At 67.1% G+C, this 17,189-nt stretch carries 15 protein-coding genes; all 15 read right to left on the bottom strand.

Annotated features, from left to right (window positions below; all coding sequences use genetic code 11):
- Window positions 1-59: 59 nt before the first annotated feature.
- On the bottom strand, window positions 60-812 hold the full coding sequence (locus tag AC1DZY_RS00180) for a DUF899 domain-containing protein (protein WP_476818033.1): 753 nt from the start codon (window positions 810-812) through the stop codon (window positions 60-62).
- A 73-nt stretch (window positions 813-885) separates the two neighbouring features.
- Window positions 886-1,326, bottom strand: coding sequence for an SRPBCC family protein (locus tag AC1DZY_RS00175; RefSeq protein WP_476818032.1), 441 nt, complete (start codon window positions 1,324-1,326; stop codon window positions 886-888).
- A 30-nt stretch (window positions 1,327-1,356) separates the two neighbouring features.
- On the bottom strand, window positions 1,357-1,722 hold the full coding sequence (locus AC1DZY_RS00170; RefSeq protein ID WP_476818031.1) for an ArsR/SmtB family transcription factor: 366 nt from the start codon (window positions 1,720-1,722) through the stop codon (window positions 1,357-1,359).
- 61 nt (window positions 1,723-1,783) lie between these two features.
- Window positions 1,784-2,245 carry a PaaI family thioesterase gene (locus AC1DZY_RS00165; protein ID WP_476818030.1) on the bottom strand — a complete coding sequence of 154 codons (462 nt, stop codon included), beginning with the start codon at window positions 2,243-2,245 and terminating at the stop codon, window positions 1,784-1,786.
- 8 nt (window positions 2,246-2,253) lie between these two features.
- Entirely contained in the window at window positions 2,254-3,291 is a 1,038-nt protein-coding gene (gene dusA, locus AC1DZY_RS00160) for a tRNA dihydrouridine(20/20a) synthase DusA (RefSeq protein ID WP_476818029.1), read from the bottom strand.
- A 73-nt stretch (window positions 3,292-3,364) separates the two neighbouring features.
- Window positions 3,365-4,390, bottom strand: a complete 1,026-nt coding sequence (locus tag AC1DZY_RS00155) for a DNA topoisomerase IB (RefSeq protein WP_476818028.1) — start codon at window positions 4,388-4,390, stop codon at window positions 3,365-3,367.
- 118 nt (window positions 4,391-4,508) lie between these two features.
- Window positions 4,509-5,651 carry an alpha-D-ribose 1-methylphosphonate 5-triphosphate diphosphatase gene (locus tag AC1DZY_RS00150; protein WP_476818027.1) on the bottom strand — a complete coding sequence of 381 codons (1,143 nt, stop codon included), beginning with the start codon at window positions 5,649-5,651 and terminating at the stop codon, window positions 4,509-4,511.
- A 106-nt stretch (window positions 5,652-5,757) separates the two neighbouring features.
- Window positions 5,758-6,294, bottom strand: a complete 537-nt coding sequence (locus AC1DZY_RS00145; RefSeq protein ID WP_476818026.1) for a DNA/RNA non-specific endonuclease — start codon at window positions 6,292-6,294, stop codon at window positions 5,758-5,760.
- Window positions 6,295-6,381: 87 nt separating this feature from the next.
- On the bottom strand, window positions 6,382-7,962 hold the full coding sequence (locus tag AC1DZY_RS00140; RefSeq protein ID WP_476818025.1) for a sulfite reductase subunit alpha: 1,581 nt from the start codon (window positions 7,960-7,962) through the stop codon (window positions 6,382-6,384).
- 124 nt (window positions 7,963-8,086) lie between these two features.
- A complete protein-coding gene (locus tag AC1DZY_RS00135; protein WP_476818024.1) occupies window positions 8,087-9,886 on the bottom strand; it encodes a NirA family protein in 1,800 nt (599 codons plus the stop codon).
- 181 nt (window positions 9,887-10,067) lie between these two features.
- Window positions 10,068-10,859 carry an ABC transporter ATP-binding protein gene (locus AC1DZY_RS00130; protein WP_476818023.1) on the bottom strand — a complete coding sequence of 264 codons (792 nt, stop codon included), beginning with the start codon at window positions 10,857-10,859 and terminating at the stop codon, window positions 10,068-10,070.
- 10 nt (window positions 10,860-10,869) lie between these two features.
- On the bottom strand, window positions 10,870-11,778 hold the full coding sequence (ntrB, locus tag AC1DZY_RS00125; protein WP_476818022.1) for a nitrate ABC transporter permease: 909 nt from the start codon (window positions 11,776-11,778) through the stop codon (window positions 10,870-10,872).
- A gap of 38 nt (window positions 11,779-11,816) precedes the next feature.
- Window positions 11,817-14,525, bottom strand: coding sequence for a molybdopterin-dependent oxidoreductase (locus tag AC1DZY_RS00120; RefSeq protein WP_476818021.1), 2,709 nt, complete (start codon window positions 14,523-14,525; stop codon window positions 11,817-11,819).
- 1 nt (window position 14,526) lies between these two features.
- Window positions 14,527-15,753, bottom strand: coding sequence for an NAD(P)/FAD-dependent oxidoreductase (locus AC1DZY_RS00115; protein ID WP_476818020.1), 1,227 nt, complete (start codon window positions 15,751-15,753; stop codon window positions 14,527-14,529).
- A 3-nt stretch (window positions 15,754-15,756) separates the two neighbouring features.
- Window positions 15,757-17,079 (bottom strand): CmpA/NrtA family ABC transporter substrate-binding protein, encoded by a 1,323-nt coding sequence (locus AC1DZY_RS00110; RefSeq protein WP_476818019.1) that lies wholly within the window; start codon window positions 17,077-17,079, stop codon window positions 15,757-15,759.
- Between the last annotated feature and the right edge of the window lie 110 nt (window positions 17,080-17,189).

The raw sequence follows: 17,189 nt of genomic DNA, 5'->3' as shown, positions 1-17,189 counted from the left end.
TGGAACCGGCAGGCCAACGCCAGATCGCTATGGATGCGACGCCGGAACGACAGGTGGATTCAGCTGCAGCCGCAGGCGCCAGCCATGGCCGGCTCTGCACCGGCCTTGGCGATGGGCTTCTCGTCGTAGCGATCATGGTGACGCATCCAGTCCATGATCTCCGTCTCGTTTCGGCCCTTGGGCGTCATATCGAGAAAGTTGTTGGCCCCGATCAGCAGGTCGCCGCCGCGGGCATAGGACGAGTAGGTGTGGAAGATCTCGCCCTCGTCGTTGCGATAAAACACCGAGAGGCCCGGCATCTCGCCGCCCTGCCCGTCATGGGTCTCGTAGTTGTATTCGTAGCGACCGGCCTCCTGCTCGGCTGGGCTCGGCGAGACGTGGAAGTCGTGGTTGAAGTCGCTTCCGGCCGAGGAGACCCAGTCGAACGCCCAGCCCATGCGCTTCCTGAACGCCTGGAACTCGGCGAGGGGCGCGCGCGAGACCGCGACGAGGCTGACGTCGTGATGCTTCAAGTGGAGGTTTGCGCCGTCGAAATGGTCGGAGAGGAAGGAGCAGCCGGGGCAGCCCTCCTCCCAGCCGGGCGCAAACATGAAGTGGTAGATCACGAGCTGGCTGTTGGCGCCGAACAGCTCGGACAGCGTCAGGCGGCCCTCGGGTCCCTCGAAGATGTAATCCTTGTCGATCCTGACCCAGGGCAGAGCCCGGCGTTCGGCGGACAGCCGGTCGCGGGCGCGGGTAAAATCCTTTTCGGCGGCAAGATGAGCCTTGCGGGCGGCAAGCCAGTCCTGCCGGGATACGATCTGATGCTGCATCGTCCTGTCTCCCAGTTGAGCCGGACCTTTTTCTGGCCCGGCTGTTCCCCAGCCCGTCTTCCGCCCGACATCGTCAGGCGAAAAATGCCTCCAGCTTGACCATCGAGCCGGTCCAGCCATGGGTGTGTCCGACAACGGCCTTTTCATCGAAGAGCTGCTCGTGCAGCAGCGTCAGGATGGTGACGTCGCCATCGGGCTTCAGTGTGACCGTGACGCGCGAGACGCGCTCGGGCGTCGTGATCCAGGACCAGCTGAAGACCAGCCGCTCGTTCTCGACAACCTCCTGGTAAGCCCCTGAGATCTGGTGGCGCTGGCCGGTGTTCTCCAGCATGACGATGCGGTAGACGCCGCCGACGCGCGGATCGAGCTCGGCCTCGATGGTCTCGACATTCTCGGGGCCAAACCAGCGCGTCAGCAGCGTCGGGTCGGTCCAGGCCCGGTATACTTCGGCCGGCGTCGCGTTCAGCCGACGCTTCATCGTCAGGCTCGGATTGACCGGGGTCGTCGCATTCATGGTGTCTTCGTCCTCGAAGGCGAGAGGCGCTCAGCGCCGCTCCGGGTCACGGCCTGCGCTGTTCGCGCGGCTTTCGTTCAGCATCGCCTCCAGCGCGTCGAGCCGCTCCGTCCAGAACCGCTGATAGCGCGCGAGCCAGGCCATCGCCTCCTCCATCGGTTCGGCGCTGAGCCGGCAGGACACGGTCCGGCCGACTTTGGAGCGCGTGATCAGCCCGGCATCCGAAAGGACGTCGAGATGCTTCATGATCGCCGGCAGCGAGACCGGGAAGGGCTGCGCCAGCTCGCTGACCGACAGGCCGTCCTGCCCTTCCAGCCGTGCGAGCAAAGCCCGCCTCGTCGGGTCGGACAAGGCGGAGAAGGTGCGATCGAGCTGTGTCTCTTGAAACTTAACCATTAAGTTAAGTGTAAGCGCCCGGCGAGGCGACGTCAAGCCCCGCGACGATATCCGCCCGCACCTAGTCGGAGACGCCCTTGCGACCGGCGATGCTCATGCAGGTCGCGGTCATCATGGCGCAGAGCTTCTCGCTGCCGCCCGTCACCGCGAAGACCTCGGCCATGGCGAGCGTGAGGGTGCGCCCGGCCTTCACAACCCTGCCCCGTGCAACGAGCCTTTCGCCGGCGGCGGGCGCGAGCAGGTTGATCTTGAACTCGGCGGTGAGGATGCCCGCGCCCATCGGCATCGTCGTCAGGGCGGCATAGCCGCAGGCGGAGTCGGCAATGGTTGCGACCGCGCCGGCATGGACGAAACCGTGCTGCTGGGTGAGATGCGCGCTAACCGGCATCTCGATCTCGACCTCGCCGGGAGAGACGCGGGTCAGCTTTGCGCCGAGCGTCGCCATGAAGGCCTGTTTGGAAAAGCTCGCCTCGATGCGCGCGGTGATCTCGGCCGGCGTCGGCGCAAGACTGGCTTCAGGCATCTGAGATCCTATTCGGCGGCGAGCGGCAGACCTTCATAGCACGCGTCTTCTTGGCGCGCGTCTTCTTGGCGCGCGACATGAGCGACCGCCGCCCGCAAATCCGCAAGCCCCGCATCGGGCCCGACGCAGTGCTCGGCGAGATGGCGGCGAAACTGCCTTGCGCCGCGCCGGCCCGGAAACAGCCCGACGAGATGGCGCGTGAAGGCGTGCAGCCTGCCGCCGCCCTCGAGATGGGCGGCGATATGCGGCTCGAGCGCCTCCAGCATGGCGAAGGCGTCCGCAACAGGCGCGTCCTGCCCAAACAGCAGCGGATCGACCTGGAGCAGGATTTCCGGATTCTGATAGGCCTCGCGGCCAATCATGACGCCGTCGAGCCGGGCGAGATGGCCGGCCCATTCGGCGGAAGCCTTGATGCCGCCATTGATCGCGACGACAAGATCGGGATTGGCGTCCTTGAGCCGGTAAGCGCGCTCATAGTCGAGCGGTGGGACCTCGCGGTTCTCCTTGGGCGAGAGGCCCTGGAGCCAGGCTTTTCGCGCATGGACGATCAGCGCATCGACGCCGGCCGCGCGCACCGCCGCTGTGAGCGCATCGAGCGCCTCTTCCGGGTCCTGCTCGTCGACGCCAATACGGCATTTCACCGTGACGGGGATGGACACCGCCGCCTTCATCGCCGCGACGCAGTCGCCGACCAGTTTTGGCTCTCGCATCAGGCAGGCGCCAAAAGCGCCGCCCTGAACCCGGTCTGACGGGCAGCCGCAATTCAGGTTGATCTCGTCATAGCCGAAATCCGCGCCGATGCGCGCGGCTTCCGCCAGCTTGACCGGATCGTTGCCGCCGAGTTGAAGCGCGACGGAATGCTCGAAGGCATCGAACCCGATCAGGCGCGCGCGATCGCCCCGGATCACGGCCTGCGCCGTCACCATTTCGGTGTAGAGCCGCGCGCGGCGCGACATCAGGCGATGGACGACGCGGCAATGCCGGTCGGTCCAGTCCATCATCGGCGCGACGCTGAAGCGCTGGTCCTGGGGCGACAGAAGGCTCATCAGCGCCACCTAGCGCAAAAACGGCTGGCGCGCGACCCTCCGTTGCGACCCTTGGTTGCGACCCTTGGTTGCTTCAGGCCGTCAGCGCGCCGAGCGCGCGCTCGATGCGCGAGCAGCCGGCCTTCGCGCGGGCTTTTTCGTAGCAGCGCCGGAGCTTGCCCGAGGCGTAGGAACTTACCACGATCGCGTGGACATAGCTTTTGCGGACCACGGCCGGCGTGTTGACCAGGCGTTCGGAGATGGCGCGCATGATGTCGGCGAGCTGGCGCTTGCGACCGCTCTCGCTGGCGACGACATCGCCCGCCAGCAGCAATTCGGCGGCGGCGGCGTTGGCCGCGAGCATGCGCAGATCCTTGCTCGAGACCGGCAGACCGCAGACGCGCTTGAGATAGGCGTTGATCTCGCCGGCGCGGACCTCCGCGACCGTGCCGTCCTCGCGCCGGTAGTGCAGCAGCCGACGTCCCGGCAGTGCCATGACCCTGGCCAGCGCTCGCGCCAGAACCGGGTCCTCCGTGACGCAGGCGATGTCCTTGCCGCTCTTGCCGCGAAAGGCGAGTTCGATCCGCCTGCCCTTGATCGCGACATGGCGCTTCAGCAGCGTCGAGGCGCCGTGGCTGCCGTTCTCCTTCGCATAGGTCTCGTTGCCGACGCGGATATGGCAGCGGTCGATGATGGCGGCGGCGCAGGCCAGCGCCTTGTCGCGCGACGGCTGGCGATCCTTCAGATCGCGGGCGATGGCCGCACGCAGTTTCGGGAGCGCCTCGACCAGACGCTGCAGCCGCTTGAGCTTGCGGCGCTCGCGGACCCTGTCCCAATCGGGATGATAGCGATGCTGGATGCGGCCGGCCTCGTCATGGCCGACGGCCTGCAGATGGGCGCGCGGATCGTCCGCGATCCGGACATCGCGATAGGCCGGCGGAATGGCGAGCGCGCGGATGCGGGCGAGCGTCCCGGCGTCCCTGACCGGCTTGTCGTCGGCGTCGCGATAGGAAAAACCCTTGCCGCTGCGCCGGCGCGTGATCGTCAGCGATGCGGCGGAGGTCCGTTTGAGCCGGGGTGCCGGCCGGGACGTTGCGGACGCGACGACTGTGCTGGACATGCGCAACTCCCGAACCGGAGCGGCGACGGCTGCTCCGGTTCGGTAATCCCGCAAGGTCGCGCATGGTTCCCGGCTGCGACTTTTCGTCAGGCCAGGATGTCGTCAGGCCAGGATGTCGTCAGCCCAGAATGCGCTGGTCGGCGAGGTGCACCAGCCGGCCACCTGCGATGGTCGCGACGATACGCGGCTGCGCGCCATCCTCGACCAGCACGAGATCGGCGCGCTTTCCCTCGGCAATGGCGCCCCGGTCATCGAGACCGAACGCCCGCGCCGGAGACTGCGACACCAGACGCCATGCGTCCGCCAGTTTCGCGGAGCCGTTGCGCGCCAGGATGAAGGGCGCGAGCGGCAGCGCGGGATAGTAGTAGTCCGAAGCCAGAATGGTGCAGAGCCCGGCGCGAACCATCTCCTCCGCCCCGGGGCAACCCAGATGCGAGCCGCCGCGCACGACATTGGGCGCGCCGAAGACGATCGCCTCGCCATGGTCGCCTGCCTCGCGCGCGGTCTCGACGTCGAGCGGGAATTCGGCGACGCCGACGCCAAGCGCGCGATAATCGCGGCGCATCACCGGCGACATGTCGTCATGGGACAGCATCGGCACGCCGGCGGCGCGCGCTGCCTCCGCAAGGCGCGCGACCGAGGCCGGCACCTCGCTCTCGCGGCCGAAGACATCATGGGCCAGCGTCATGAAGGCTGCTTCGGACAAACCGGTGCGCTCGACCATCTTGGCGATCTTGCCCGGCCTCACGGCGTCCTTGAAGATGCCCGGCGTGTGGTCGTTGAAGGCGAGCGCGCCGATGCGGCCCGTAGCGAGCCAGTCGGCGATCTCGGTCTCTGCCGCGAGGTTGAAGATTTCGTGGCGCAGATGGAAGCGGGTGTCGGCCCCGAGTTCCGGCTGCAGGCGCACGATCGCGGCGACCAGCGCGCGCGCATTGTCCGCCCCGCGCAGGCCGGGCTCCCATGACCAGGTCACGCCATGGAAGGCGGTGGTGATGCCGCAGGCGAGCATCGCCCGGTCGGCATCGCGCAAGGCGAGATCGATATCGAAGGAGACGCCGGGGCGCGGCATGATGTGGCGCTCGAAGGCGTCGCCATGGATGTCGACGATGCCGGGCAGGACGAGCAGGCCGGTCGCGTCGAGATGCAGCCCATCGGCAGGCGCGGCGGCATCGAGAGCCGCGATCACCGGACCGTCGAGCACGATGTCGCAAGGCTCGAAATCGTCGAGCAGCGCGCGGCCGCCGCTGATCCTGATCGTCACGTCATTCTCCCTGCCGTGACGCGGAAGCGCGGCGTAAGGCCGGATGGCGCAGGGTTGTGACAACGGCATGACGAAGGCCGACATGCGGCGGCCGGGAGTGCCGGCATCAATTGCTATGCACCGTAATCTCAGGTGGAAAACCCGGCACCAGCAGGCCCTGGTCGACCCCAATGGGTGTCTGCGACGCGGTCGGGCCATAGGCCCAATGCGTGAAGTAGAACGCGCCAGGTGTCGCCACGGCCTTCTTCTCCAACGGGCGGAACGGCCCGATATTGATGCTGCCGAGCTGGGGGACGAGATTGATGTCGGTCTGGCCGCCGAGCGTATGGGGAATGGCGTGGCCACGGTGATAAAGCTGGCCGGCGCTCAGCGGATGGCCGGCCATGCGCGACTTGTCGCGCGCCCCGCCATGACGACCGGCGCTCACGCCCCAGGCCGAGACGAGCCGCTGCGTATCGATGTCGAACAGGTAGGAAAAGGCCTCGACTGCAACGACGACGAGATCGGTCCTGACCGAGCCGTCGCAATAGGCATCCGTCCAGCGCTCGACCAGAAAAGGCACGACGAAACGCTCGAACATGACGTCGGAATGCAAGGGATTGACGAGGTGCGCCTTCGCGGCAAGCCCAGCATAGTCCGCCATGGCGAGAAGACCCTCGTGATCGACCAGCCGTCAGGCTAGCGACCACCCCGCGTTGCGGCAAGCGAAGCTGGCGTCCGCGCTACGCCCTCAGTAAACATCCGCCTGATAGCGCCCGCTCTTTTTTAGCGCCGCTACATAAGCAACCGCCTCGTCGGGCGAGCGCTTGCCGTGCTCGGCGACGACATCGACCATGGCGCGCTCGACATCCTTGGCCATGCGCTTGGCGTCGCCGCAGACGTAGAAGTGAGCGCCCTGCTCGAGCCAGGCGAAAAGCTCAGCCCCGCGCTCGCGCATGCGGTCCTGGACGTAGATCTTTCCACTGCCGTCGCGCGACCAGGCCAAAGTGAGGTTGGCGAGCACGCCCTCCTCCTTCATCGCCTTGAGCTCGTCTTCGTAAAAGAAGTCGCTCGCTGCGCGCTGGTGGCCGAAGAAGAGCCAGTTCCTGCCCGGCGCCTTGGTCGCCCTGCGGTCGTGCAGGAAGGCGCGGAACGGCGCGATGCCGGTGCCGGGGCCGCACATGATGACCGGCGTCTCGGGATTTTCCGGCAGGCCGAAGCCGTGGGCGCGCTGGACATAGGCCGGCACCTTCTCGCCGGGCTGGACGCGTTCGCCGAGGAAGGTAGAGGCGACGCCCCAGCGCGGACGCGTGCCGATCTTGTAACGCACCGTATCCACCGTCAGCGTGATCCTGCCGGGCGTCGCGACATGCGAGGACGAGATCGAGTAGAGCCGTGGCTGCAGCGGATCGAGCGCCTCGACGAAGGCCTCGGCCGAGAGCCTCGCCTGCGAGAACTTGTGCAGCGTACCGAACACGTCAAGCCGGTCGAGATCGCCATCGGGATCCTCGCCCGCCGCCAGCCGCTTTGCCTTGGCGCGGGTTTCGCCGCCGGTGACATAGGAGATAAGCTGGAACAGGGCGTCGGGCGCGGGGCCGAGCGCGCGCTCCGCGATGAGGATATCGCGCAGGCTCTTGCCGCCGATATCGGCATCGGGCCGGGCGCCGAGCAGCGCGATGACGGCGTCGGCAAGGCGCGGATCGTTTTGCGCGACGATGCCGAAGGCGTCGCCGACGATGTAGTCGAGCCCGCATTCCGAGAGATCGAACTCGACATGCCAGGTCTCCTTTTCGGAGCCCTCGCCATTGAGCTTGCGGCGCGACAGGAAAGTGGCGAGCGCCGGGTTCTCGCGGCAACGGCCGAGCGGACCGGCGGGAGCGGCCGGCATGGCTTCAGCGGCGGGCGCCGGCGCGGAGCCGGCTTCGTCCGTCAGCGTCTTGAGCATCCGCAGCGTGTCCTTGCCGCCGGGCGCGCAGAGGTTGAGGCGCGGCTCCTTGCCCTGCGCGATCGCGGCCGAATAGGTCTCGCAGACATAGCCGCACTGGCCGCAATCCTGCTGCGCCATCGCGGCGAAAAGCTTGCGCGGCAAGGGCTTCCCCTCGGCCAGCGCCATGCGCTGCGCCATCTCCATCGCCGGATCGTGCCAGGGCGCGCCGTCATCGACCTCGCCCATCACGGCGGCGTTCTCAGCCGGCGACAGCGCGGTGACGCCGGCATTGTCGAGCGAGAGCAGGCCGGCGAAGAAGCCGTTCAGCCAGGAACGCTGTTCCTCGCTGAACGGCGCGGTCTCGGGCAAAACCTGAACGATGGGGGATGGGGACTGGACGGTCATCGAGACACCCCTTCCGTCATGCTCGCCCTTGTGGCGAGCATCCACGTCTTGATCGTAGAGCGCGACGACGGAAGACGTGGATGGTCGGCACAAGGCCGACCATGACGGCTATGCGGTTCAGCGCTCATGCCGCCTCTCCGGTCTGGGCGACCAGCGCCTGCAGCGCCTCGATCTCGTGGCGCCGGGCGAAGGCGACGAAGCTCTCGTCGGGCGCAGCGCGATGCGTCGCCCAGGTCCGCAGGATCGCCTCGACCAGAGCGGGCGCGTCCTGCGCCTTCACCTGCTCGCGGAAGGGCCGCGCCATGCCGCCATCGACGCCGTAGCCGCCGCCGACGAGCAGGTCGTAACCCGGCACGGTGTCGCCATCCTCGTTGACGGGCACCTTCGCGCCGATCAGGCCGATATCGCCGATGTAATGCTGGGCGCAGGAATGGTGGCAGCCGGTCAGATGGATGTTGACCGGGGCATCCAGCGCGATGCGCGGCTCGCAATGGGCGGCGATGGCGAGTGCGTCCTCCTTGGTGTGGGCTGCGGCGAATTTACAGCCGGTCGCACCCGTGCAGGCGATCAGCCCCGCGCGCAGGATCGAAGTCTCGGCGGAGAGGCCGATGGCCTGGAGGTTTGCGACGACGTCGTCGACCTTGGCATCGGGCACGCCGGAGATCAGCAGGTTTTGCCAGACGGTCAGGCGGATATCGCCGTCGCCGGTGCTTTGCGAGATCGCAGCGATGGTGCGCATCTGAGCGACGGTCAGCTTGCCGACAGGCAGCGCGACGCCGATCCAGTTCAGCCCCGGCTGGCTCTGCTTGTGAACGCCGATATGGGCGAGCCGGTCATAGACCGGGCGCGGCTTGACGAAGGCGGCGTCGAGGCGGACCAGCCTGCGACCGAGCTTCTCCTCGACGGCGGCCAGGAATTTGTCGAAGCCCCAGGCATCGAGGACGTATTTCAGCCGCGACCTGTTGCGATCGGTGCGGTCGCCGTTGGCGATGAAGACGCGCACAACCGCATCGGCAACCGCGACAGCATCCGAGGGTGCGACGACGACGCCGGTATCGCGGGCGAGATCGTGGTGGCCAGTGATGCCGCCCAGCGCGAGACGATACCAGATGCCGGACGCGACCGGCTGGCCGTCGAAAGACGCGCCCTCCCCGACCTCGATCGCCTGAAAGCCGATGTCGTTGGTGTCTTCAAGCGTCGCGATCGAGCCGGCGCCGTCGAAGGCGACGTTGAACTTGCGCGGCAGGCCGTAAAGCGAGCGGTCGTTCAGGATGTGGTGATGCCAGGCGCGGGCATGGGGGCGAGTATCGAGCAGTTCGAGCGGATCGACGCCTGCAGTCGCGGAGCCGGTGACGTTGCGGATGTTGTCGGCGCCGGAGCCTTTTGCCGTCAGGCCAAGATCGGCGAGGCCTTCGATCAGGAGCGGTGCGTTCTCGGCGCTGATCTCGCGGACCTGAAGATTGGCGCGGGTGGTGACGTGGCTGTAGGGACCGCAGAGCCGCTCGGCGAGATCGGCGACGCCGGCGAACTGCCAGGCTTTGAGGATGCCATTGGGGATGCGCAGGCGGCACATATAGCTGTTCTGGGCCGGCGCGACGTAGAACAGGCCGTGATAACGCCAGCGGAAATTGTCTTCCGGCTTGGGATAGGTGCCGGCTTCGGCCTGTGTCTTGAAGCGGGAATAGGCGTCGAACGGGTGCTCGGCAGCCTTCCACTTCTCCTGATCGACGAGCTTGCCGCCGGCCGCGACGGTCTTCGCCTGGGCCTCCTGATGCTCCCGGTCGGGGCCTGCCGGCGCGGCCTTGCCGCCAGCGCCCGGAGCACCGCCAAGCGGACCTAAGCCCCGCGCCGTGCGGGCCGACTGCATGCCGCTCGTGAAGCCTTCGAGATAGCGCTTCTGCTCGGGGGTGAAATCGTCGCTCATGGTTGCCGCTTTCCCTTCTCCCCTCGGGGGAGAAGGTGGCCTGGCGCAGCCGGGTCGGATGAGGGAAGACCGGGTGAGCGGACAGTCGTCCTTCCCTCATCCGTCAGCGCTTCGCGCTGCCACCTTCTCCCCCGAGGGGAGAAGGATACGCGCAGCGACGCTCCCTGCACCAAACCCAGCATCACGCCGCCTCGACGAAGCGGTGGCGCTCGTAGAGGAACTTCAGCACCGCTTCGCGGGCTGCGATGTAGGTGCGGTCGGAGACCAGTTCGAGACGCTTGCGAGGCCGTTCCAGATGCACGTCGAGCACCTCGCCGATGCGGGCGGAGGGACCGTTCGTCATCATCACGATGCGGTCCGAGAGCAGCACGGCCTCGTCGACGTCATGGGTGATCATGATCATCGTGTTTCCCAGCGTCGCATGGATCTGCATGATCGAATCCTGCAGATGCGCCCGCGTCAGCGCGTCGAGCGCGCCGAAAGGCTCGTCGAGCAGCAGGATCTTGGGCTCCATCGCCAGCCCGCGCGCGATGCCGACGCGCTGCTTCATGCCGCCCGAGATCTCGGCGGGGCGCTTGTCCTTCGCGTGGCCCATCTGGACAAGGTCGAGATTGTGCATGATCCAGTCATGCCGCTGCGCCCTGCTCCTGGTCGAGCCGAAGACCTTGTTCACGGCGAGCGCGACGTTGTCGTAGACAGTGAGCCAGGGCAGCAGCGAGTGGTTCTGGAAAACCACGGCGCGTTCTGGACCGGGCGCGTTGACCTCCTTGCCCTCGAGCAGGACCGCGCCCGTCGAGACCGGCGTCAGGCCCGCGATGATGTTGAGCAGGGTCGACTTGCCGCAGCCGGAATGGCCGATGACCGAGACGTATTCGCCCTTGTCGATGACGAGGTTGACGTCCTTCAGCACTTCGGTGGTGGCGCTGCCGTGCTGGAAGCGCTTGTCGACGTGATCGATCTTGAGATAGCTCATCTTCGCCTCCTTATTGGGTCAGGGTGCCGCGGGTGACGATCGAGCCGACGAAGGCGACGAGGCGGTCGAGCACGAAGCCGACCACGCCGATGTAGACCAGCGCCACGATGATGTCGGACAGGCGCGACGAGTTCCACGCATCCCAGATGAAGAAGCCGATGCCGACGCCGCCGGTCAGCATTTCGGCTGCGACGATCGCGAGCCAGGACAGGCCGACGCCGATGCGAAGACCGGTGAAGATGTAGGGCGCGGCCGAGGGCACCATGATCTTGAAGAAGAACTCGACCTGGTTCAGCCGCAGCACCTTCGCGACGTTGCGGTAATCCTGCGGGATGTTGCGGATGCCGACCGCCGTGTTGATGATCACCGGCCAGATCGCGGTGATGAAGATCACGAAGATGGCCGAGGGCTGGCTGTCGCGGAAGGCGGCGAGCGAGAGCGGCAGCCAGGCCAGCGGCGGCACGGTGCGCAGCACCTGGAAAACCGGATCGAGACCGCGCATCGCCCAGACCGACTGGCCGACGAGCGCTCCCAGCAGCACGCCCACGATCGCCGCGAGGCTGAAGCCGATGGCGACGCGCTGGAGCGATACCAGGATGCGCCAGCCCAGCCCGATATCCTGCGATCCGTTCCAGAAGAACGGTTCGGTGATCAGGTCCTTCGCCTCGCTCCAGATCTTGGTCGGCGTCGGCAGCGAGGATTGCGGGCCATGCGCCGCAAGCTGCCAGAACAGCAGGATCAGCGCGACCGTGATCAGCGGCGGCACGACGTTGACGACAACGGCCGTGAACCAGGGCGCCAGCCGCTCCAGCAGCGGTTTGCTCGCGACGACGGGCAGCGCCACGACCTCGGCCTTCATACCCGGCAGCGCGACGACTTTCGCCCCTGCCGTCGCGTTCTTCAAGACAGCCTGACCCATGCCGGGACTCCTCTGGTTGATCCGTTCGAAAGCGCTGCTCATGCCGCCACCGTCTCGCGCGATTGCGCGCCGATGCGCCGGATTTCCGGCTGGCACGAACCACAATTCGTGCCAGCCTTGAGCTGGCGGCCGATATCCTCGGGCGTCAGTGCGCCGCCGCTAGCGAAGGCGGCGCGGATGGTGTTCAGGCCGACGCCGAAGCACGCGCAGACGGTCGGGCCGGGATCGGCGGCGCCGTCGAGCCGGCGGCCGGCAAGCAGCGCGAGCCGGTTCTCGGGCACGGCAGACGGATCGGCGAAGGCGAGTTTGACCGTGTCCCAGAGCGGCGCGCGACCGGCGGGAGCAACGAAAAGCGCAGCCTCCAGCCTGCCTTCGCGGGTCACGGCGCAACGATAGACACCGCCTTCGCGATCGATCATCTCGGTCAGGCTGTCGTCGTCGAAGGCCGCGCGCATATGCGCCATCAGCTCGTCCACGCTTGCGTCGCTGGCAAAGAGCCGGCCTTCGCCGCCCTCGACGGCGAGCCGCGCCCACCAGCTGCCGGCCGGCAGGACGAAGCTGTCGCGAGAGAGGACGAAGCCCTGTGCGGCGTAAGCGACAGGTTCGATCGAGACCGGAGTCGCCTTCAACTCGGGCTGGCCGGAATAGGGATCGACGGCCGGATGCACGGCGGCGCCGATGCGCCCGTCGGAGGCCGTCTCGCCCGACCAGTGGATCGGCGCGAAGAGCACGTTTTTCTGTGCGCCAGGATCGATGATGACCTTGAGAACGACCGCGCCGTGCGTGTTCGCGATGCGGGCAAATCCTGCATCGACGAGGCCAAAGCGGGCGGCGTCGGCGGGATGCACGAAGACGCCGGGCTCGCTGACATGCGCGGAAAGGCGCGCGCTCAGGCCCGTGCGCGTCATCGTGTGCCAGTGGTCGCGGACACGGCCGGTGTTGAGCAGAAGCGGCAGCGCCTCGCTGGTCTGCGCGGCGAGAGCGGGTGCGGCCAGCGGCCGCATCTGCGCCTTGCGATCGGGTCCGAAGAACCCGCCATCGGCGAAGAGGCGCGCCGTACCGAGCGGGCGGCCGACCGTGACCGGCCACTGCACCGGCCTCAGCGCGTCATAAGCGCGGTTCGGCAGCCCGGCATGAGCGCCGATGTCGAAATCGCGGCTGCCGTCGTTCTCGAAGGCCGAGAGCGCAGCGTGCTCGGCATAGATCTGCGAGACCTGCGTGTAGCCGAACCCTTGCGTGAAGCCGAGACGCCGGGCGACCTCGCAGATGATCCACCAATCCGGCCTGACCTCTCCCGGCAGGGGCAGGAAGGCGCGCTGGCGCGAGATGCGCCGCTCGGAATTGGTGACCGTGCCGTCCTTCTCGCCCCAGGCGGCGGCAGGCAGAATGAAATGCGCGCCGGCAGCCAGCGTATCGTTGGAGATGACGTTCTCGGAGACGACGAAGAGATCGAGCCCCGCGAGCGCCGCCTTGACGTGGTCGGCGCGCGGCAGCGAGACGGCCGGGTTGGTCGCTATCACCCAGACCGCCTTGATGCGCTTGTCGGCGACAGCGTCGAGCATCGCCACGGCCTTCAGCCCCTCGGACTGCGCCATGTTAGGCGCATTCCAGAAGCGGCGGACACGGTCGATCTCAACCGCCGAATAGCCCATATGGGCGGCCAGCATGTTGGCGAGGCCGCCGACCTCGCGCCCGCCCATGGCGTTGGGCTGGCCGGTCAGCGAGAACGGCCCGCCACCCGGGCGGCCGATGCGGCCGGTGGCGAGATGGCAGTGCAGGATCGAGGCGACCTTGTCGGTGCCCTGCGCCGACTGGTTGACGCCCTGGCTCCAGGCCGTGACGACGTTGGGCGTGCCGGCCCAGAGCGCGTAGAAGGCCGAGATCTCGGCCGGGCTCAGTCCGGTCCGCGCCGCCACGACGGCGATGCTCGGAGCGATCGCGCGAGCGTTCTCCAGCGTCGCCTCGAAGTCTGCGACATGGCGGGCGAGATAGGTCTGGTCGGTAAGCCTGTTTGAATCGAGATGGACCAGCAGCCCGGCGAAGAGGACGCTGTCGGAGCCCGGCCGCAGCGGCAGCACCATGTCGGCGTCTTCGGCGGTCGCGGTGACGCGAGGATCGATGACCACTATTTTGGCGCCACGCTGGCTGCGGTTCTGCTGCATGCGGCGAAACAGCACCGGGTGGCACCAGGCGGTGTTGGAGCCGACGAGCACGATGAGATCGGCGCAGTCGAGATCCTCGTAGTTCCCCGGCACGGTGTCGGAGCCGAGCACCCGCTTGTGGCCGGCGACCGTCGACGACATGCAGAGCCGCGAATTGGTGTCGACATGGGCTGAGCCGATGAAGCCCTTCATCAGCTTGTTGGCGACGTAATAGTCCTCGGTCAGCAGTTGCCCCGAAAGATAGAAGGCGACCGCCTCGGGCCCGTCCCGACGGATGATCGAGCGCAGGCCCTCCGCCACCGCATCGAGCGCGAGATCCCAGGTGACGCGGTCGTAGCCGCCGGCCGCGTTGCGCTTCATCGGATGCAGGACGCGCTTGCCGAGCCCCAGTGTCTCGCCGAGCGCCGAGCCCTTCGAGCAGAGCCGGCCGAGATTGGCGGGATGGTCTAAGTCGCCCGCGATTGCCGCACCGCCCTTGCCATCGGGTGTCGCGAGCACGCCGCAACCGACGCCGCAATAGGGGCAGGTCGTGCGAACCGCGCCATCGGGAACGCCGGGACCGGGCATGGCGTCGTCGACACGCATGTCAGGCGGCCTCCGGGATGCGAATATTTGCGCAGTAGGGTTCTCCGAAGGGCAGATCGGCCCGGATCGCCGAGATGTCCTGCCCGGAGCGGATCAGGCCGAGATAGAACAGCGCGCCCTTGGTGTCGCCGACGAGAACGCAGCCGGAAAGCCGGCCTTCGCGCAGCACGAATTTGCGGTAGATGCCGGCGGCGCCATCGCGCAGCACCAGCGTCTCGGCCCCGGCGCCAGCCTCGAACTCTCCCGCCGAGAACACGCCGACGCCGCTGACCTTGAGATTGGTCGAGAGCAGCGAGCCGGCATAGGCGGCAGCCCTGCCGGCAAGGCATGTCGCGAGCACGCGCGCCTGCTCATAGGCCGGCTCGACCAGCCCGTAGACGCTGCCGCGATGCTCGGCGCATTCGCCGATGGCGAAGATCGCGGGGTCGTCGCTCGCCAGGCGATCATCAACGACGACGCCGCGCTTGACGTTCAGCCCGGCGGCCCTGGCGAGATCGGTGTTGGGCCGGACGCCGATGGCGATGACGACGAGATCGGCGGGAATGACCGTGCCGTCCTGCAGTTCGACGCCCTCGACCTTGTCGACCCCGACGAAGCCTTTGGTGGCGCTGTTGAGCCGGACCGTGATGCCACGCTCGCCCATGGCCGCGGCGAGCAGCGCCGCACCCTCGGCATCGAGCTGGCGTTCCATCAGCCGGTCGACGAGATGCAGCAGCGTAACCTTGCCACCGGCTTTCGCGAGGCCGTAAGCGGCTTCCAGACCGAGCAGGCCGCCGCCGATGACGACGATGTTCGCGCCGCGCTCGGCATAAGCTCGCATCAGACCGACATCGGCCGTGTCGCGGAAGGTCGCGACGCCCGGCAGCTCGCCGCCGGGAAAGGGCGGCTTCAGCGGCTTCGAGCCCGTCGCGAGGACGAGCTTGCCGTAGGGCAGACTCAGGCCATCGGCGAGCGTCACGGTTCTGGCCGCGCGATCGATGGCTTCAACGCTGCGGCCATAGATCGTCGAGACGCCGCGCGCCTTCCACCAGGCGGCGGGCTTGAGCTCGATATCGGGCTCGCCGATCTCTCCCGCCAGCAGCGGCGAGAGCAGCACCCGGTTATAGGCGAGCCGTGCCTCGGCCCCGATCACCGCGATGGAATAGCGGCCGAGCGCGCGCTGGCTGAGCTCGTCGACCAGCCGCGTCGCGGCCATGCCTTTCCCGACGATGATCAGCGGCTCGGCCATGGATCAGGCGATCCGCTTGATCTTGAGCGCCTTGAGGTAGTCCATCGGCGCGGCCGGATCGAACTTCATGCCGTCGAAGAAGGTCTCGACGCCACGCGAATCGCCCTTCGGCGGATTTGCCACGCCCAGCGTCTTGGCCGCCTCGAGCCAGAGGTCGGAGCGGTTGACCTTGTCGACGAGCGCCTTGACGTCGGTGTTGGTGTCGAATTTGCCCCAGCGGATATTTTCGGTGACGAACCAGCTGTCGAGGCTCTTCCAGGGATAGGAGACCGAACCACCCTCGCCCCAGAACTTCATCAGCAGGTTGGAGCCCGACGCCGTCTTGCCGCGCCCATAATTGATGTCGCCCTTGATGCGGCCGATGATGTCGGCCACCGGGACATTGAACCACTGGCGACGACCGATGATCTCGGCCATCTCCTGCTTGTTCTCCATCTTTTCGCACCACATCTGGGCTTCCATGGTCGCCAGCATGAGGGCCATCGTGGCCTTCGGGTTCTGGTCGACGAAGTCAGCGCGCATGCCGAGCACCTTTTCGGGGTGCTTGAACCAGACCTCCCCGGTGGTGCAGGCCGTGAAGCCGATGTTCTGGTTGACGAGCTGCTCGTTCCAGGGCTCGCCGACGCAGAAACAGTCCATGGTGCCGACCTTCATATTCGCCACCATCTGCGCGGGCGGCACGACGATGGTCGAGACGTCGCTGTCGGGGTCGATGCCGCCGGCGGCGAGCCAGTAGCGGATCCAGAGATCATGGGTGCCGCCCGGGAAGGTCATCGCGGCCTTGACCTCCTTGCCGGCGGCCTTCTTCTTGGCGAAGGCCTCCTTCAACGCGGAGGAATCGGTGCCGACCGGCAAATCCTTGTATTCGTTGGAGACCGAGAGGCCCTGGCAGTCCTCGTTCAGTCGCAGCAGCGTGTACATCGGCAGCGGCTGGCTGTTCTGCATCACCTTGCCGGTCGAATAGAGATACGGCTTTGGCGACAGGATGTGACCGCCGTCGATACCGTTCGCCTTGAAGCCGAGCGCCATGTTGTCGCGCGTCGCGCCCCAGGAGGCCTGCTTGGCGATGTCCATGTCGGGCAAGCCGTATTTGGCGTAGATGCCCTTCTCCTTGGCGATGATCAGCGGCGCGGCGTCGGTCAGCGCGATGTAGCCGAGGCGCGTTCCCTTGACCTCGGGCCCCGCGGCCTGGGCGAAGGCGCCCGAAGGAAGTGCGAGGCGTGCGGCGCTCAGGAGCGCGGCTGTGCCCGAAAGCTTCAGCAGTTGGCGGCGGCTGGCGCCGGACGCTGTGGTCGTCCCACCCTTGGTCTCGACAGTCTCGATCATCGAAAAGCCTCTTGTCCGGTTTGTCTCGTGCCGCCGCAACCAGCCCGAAAACGAAAACGCCGCGCGAAACGCACCCAATGGGCACTTTTCGACAGCGGCGTTGCTGTGCA

The sequence above is a fragment of the Allobosea sp. P2_A10 genome (assembly GCF_056405115.1).
The sequence above is the reverse complement of the archived record's forward strand: the minus strand, read 5'-3'. Positions and strand labels throughout refer to the sequence as shown.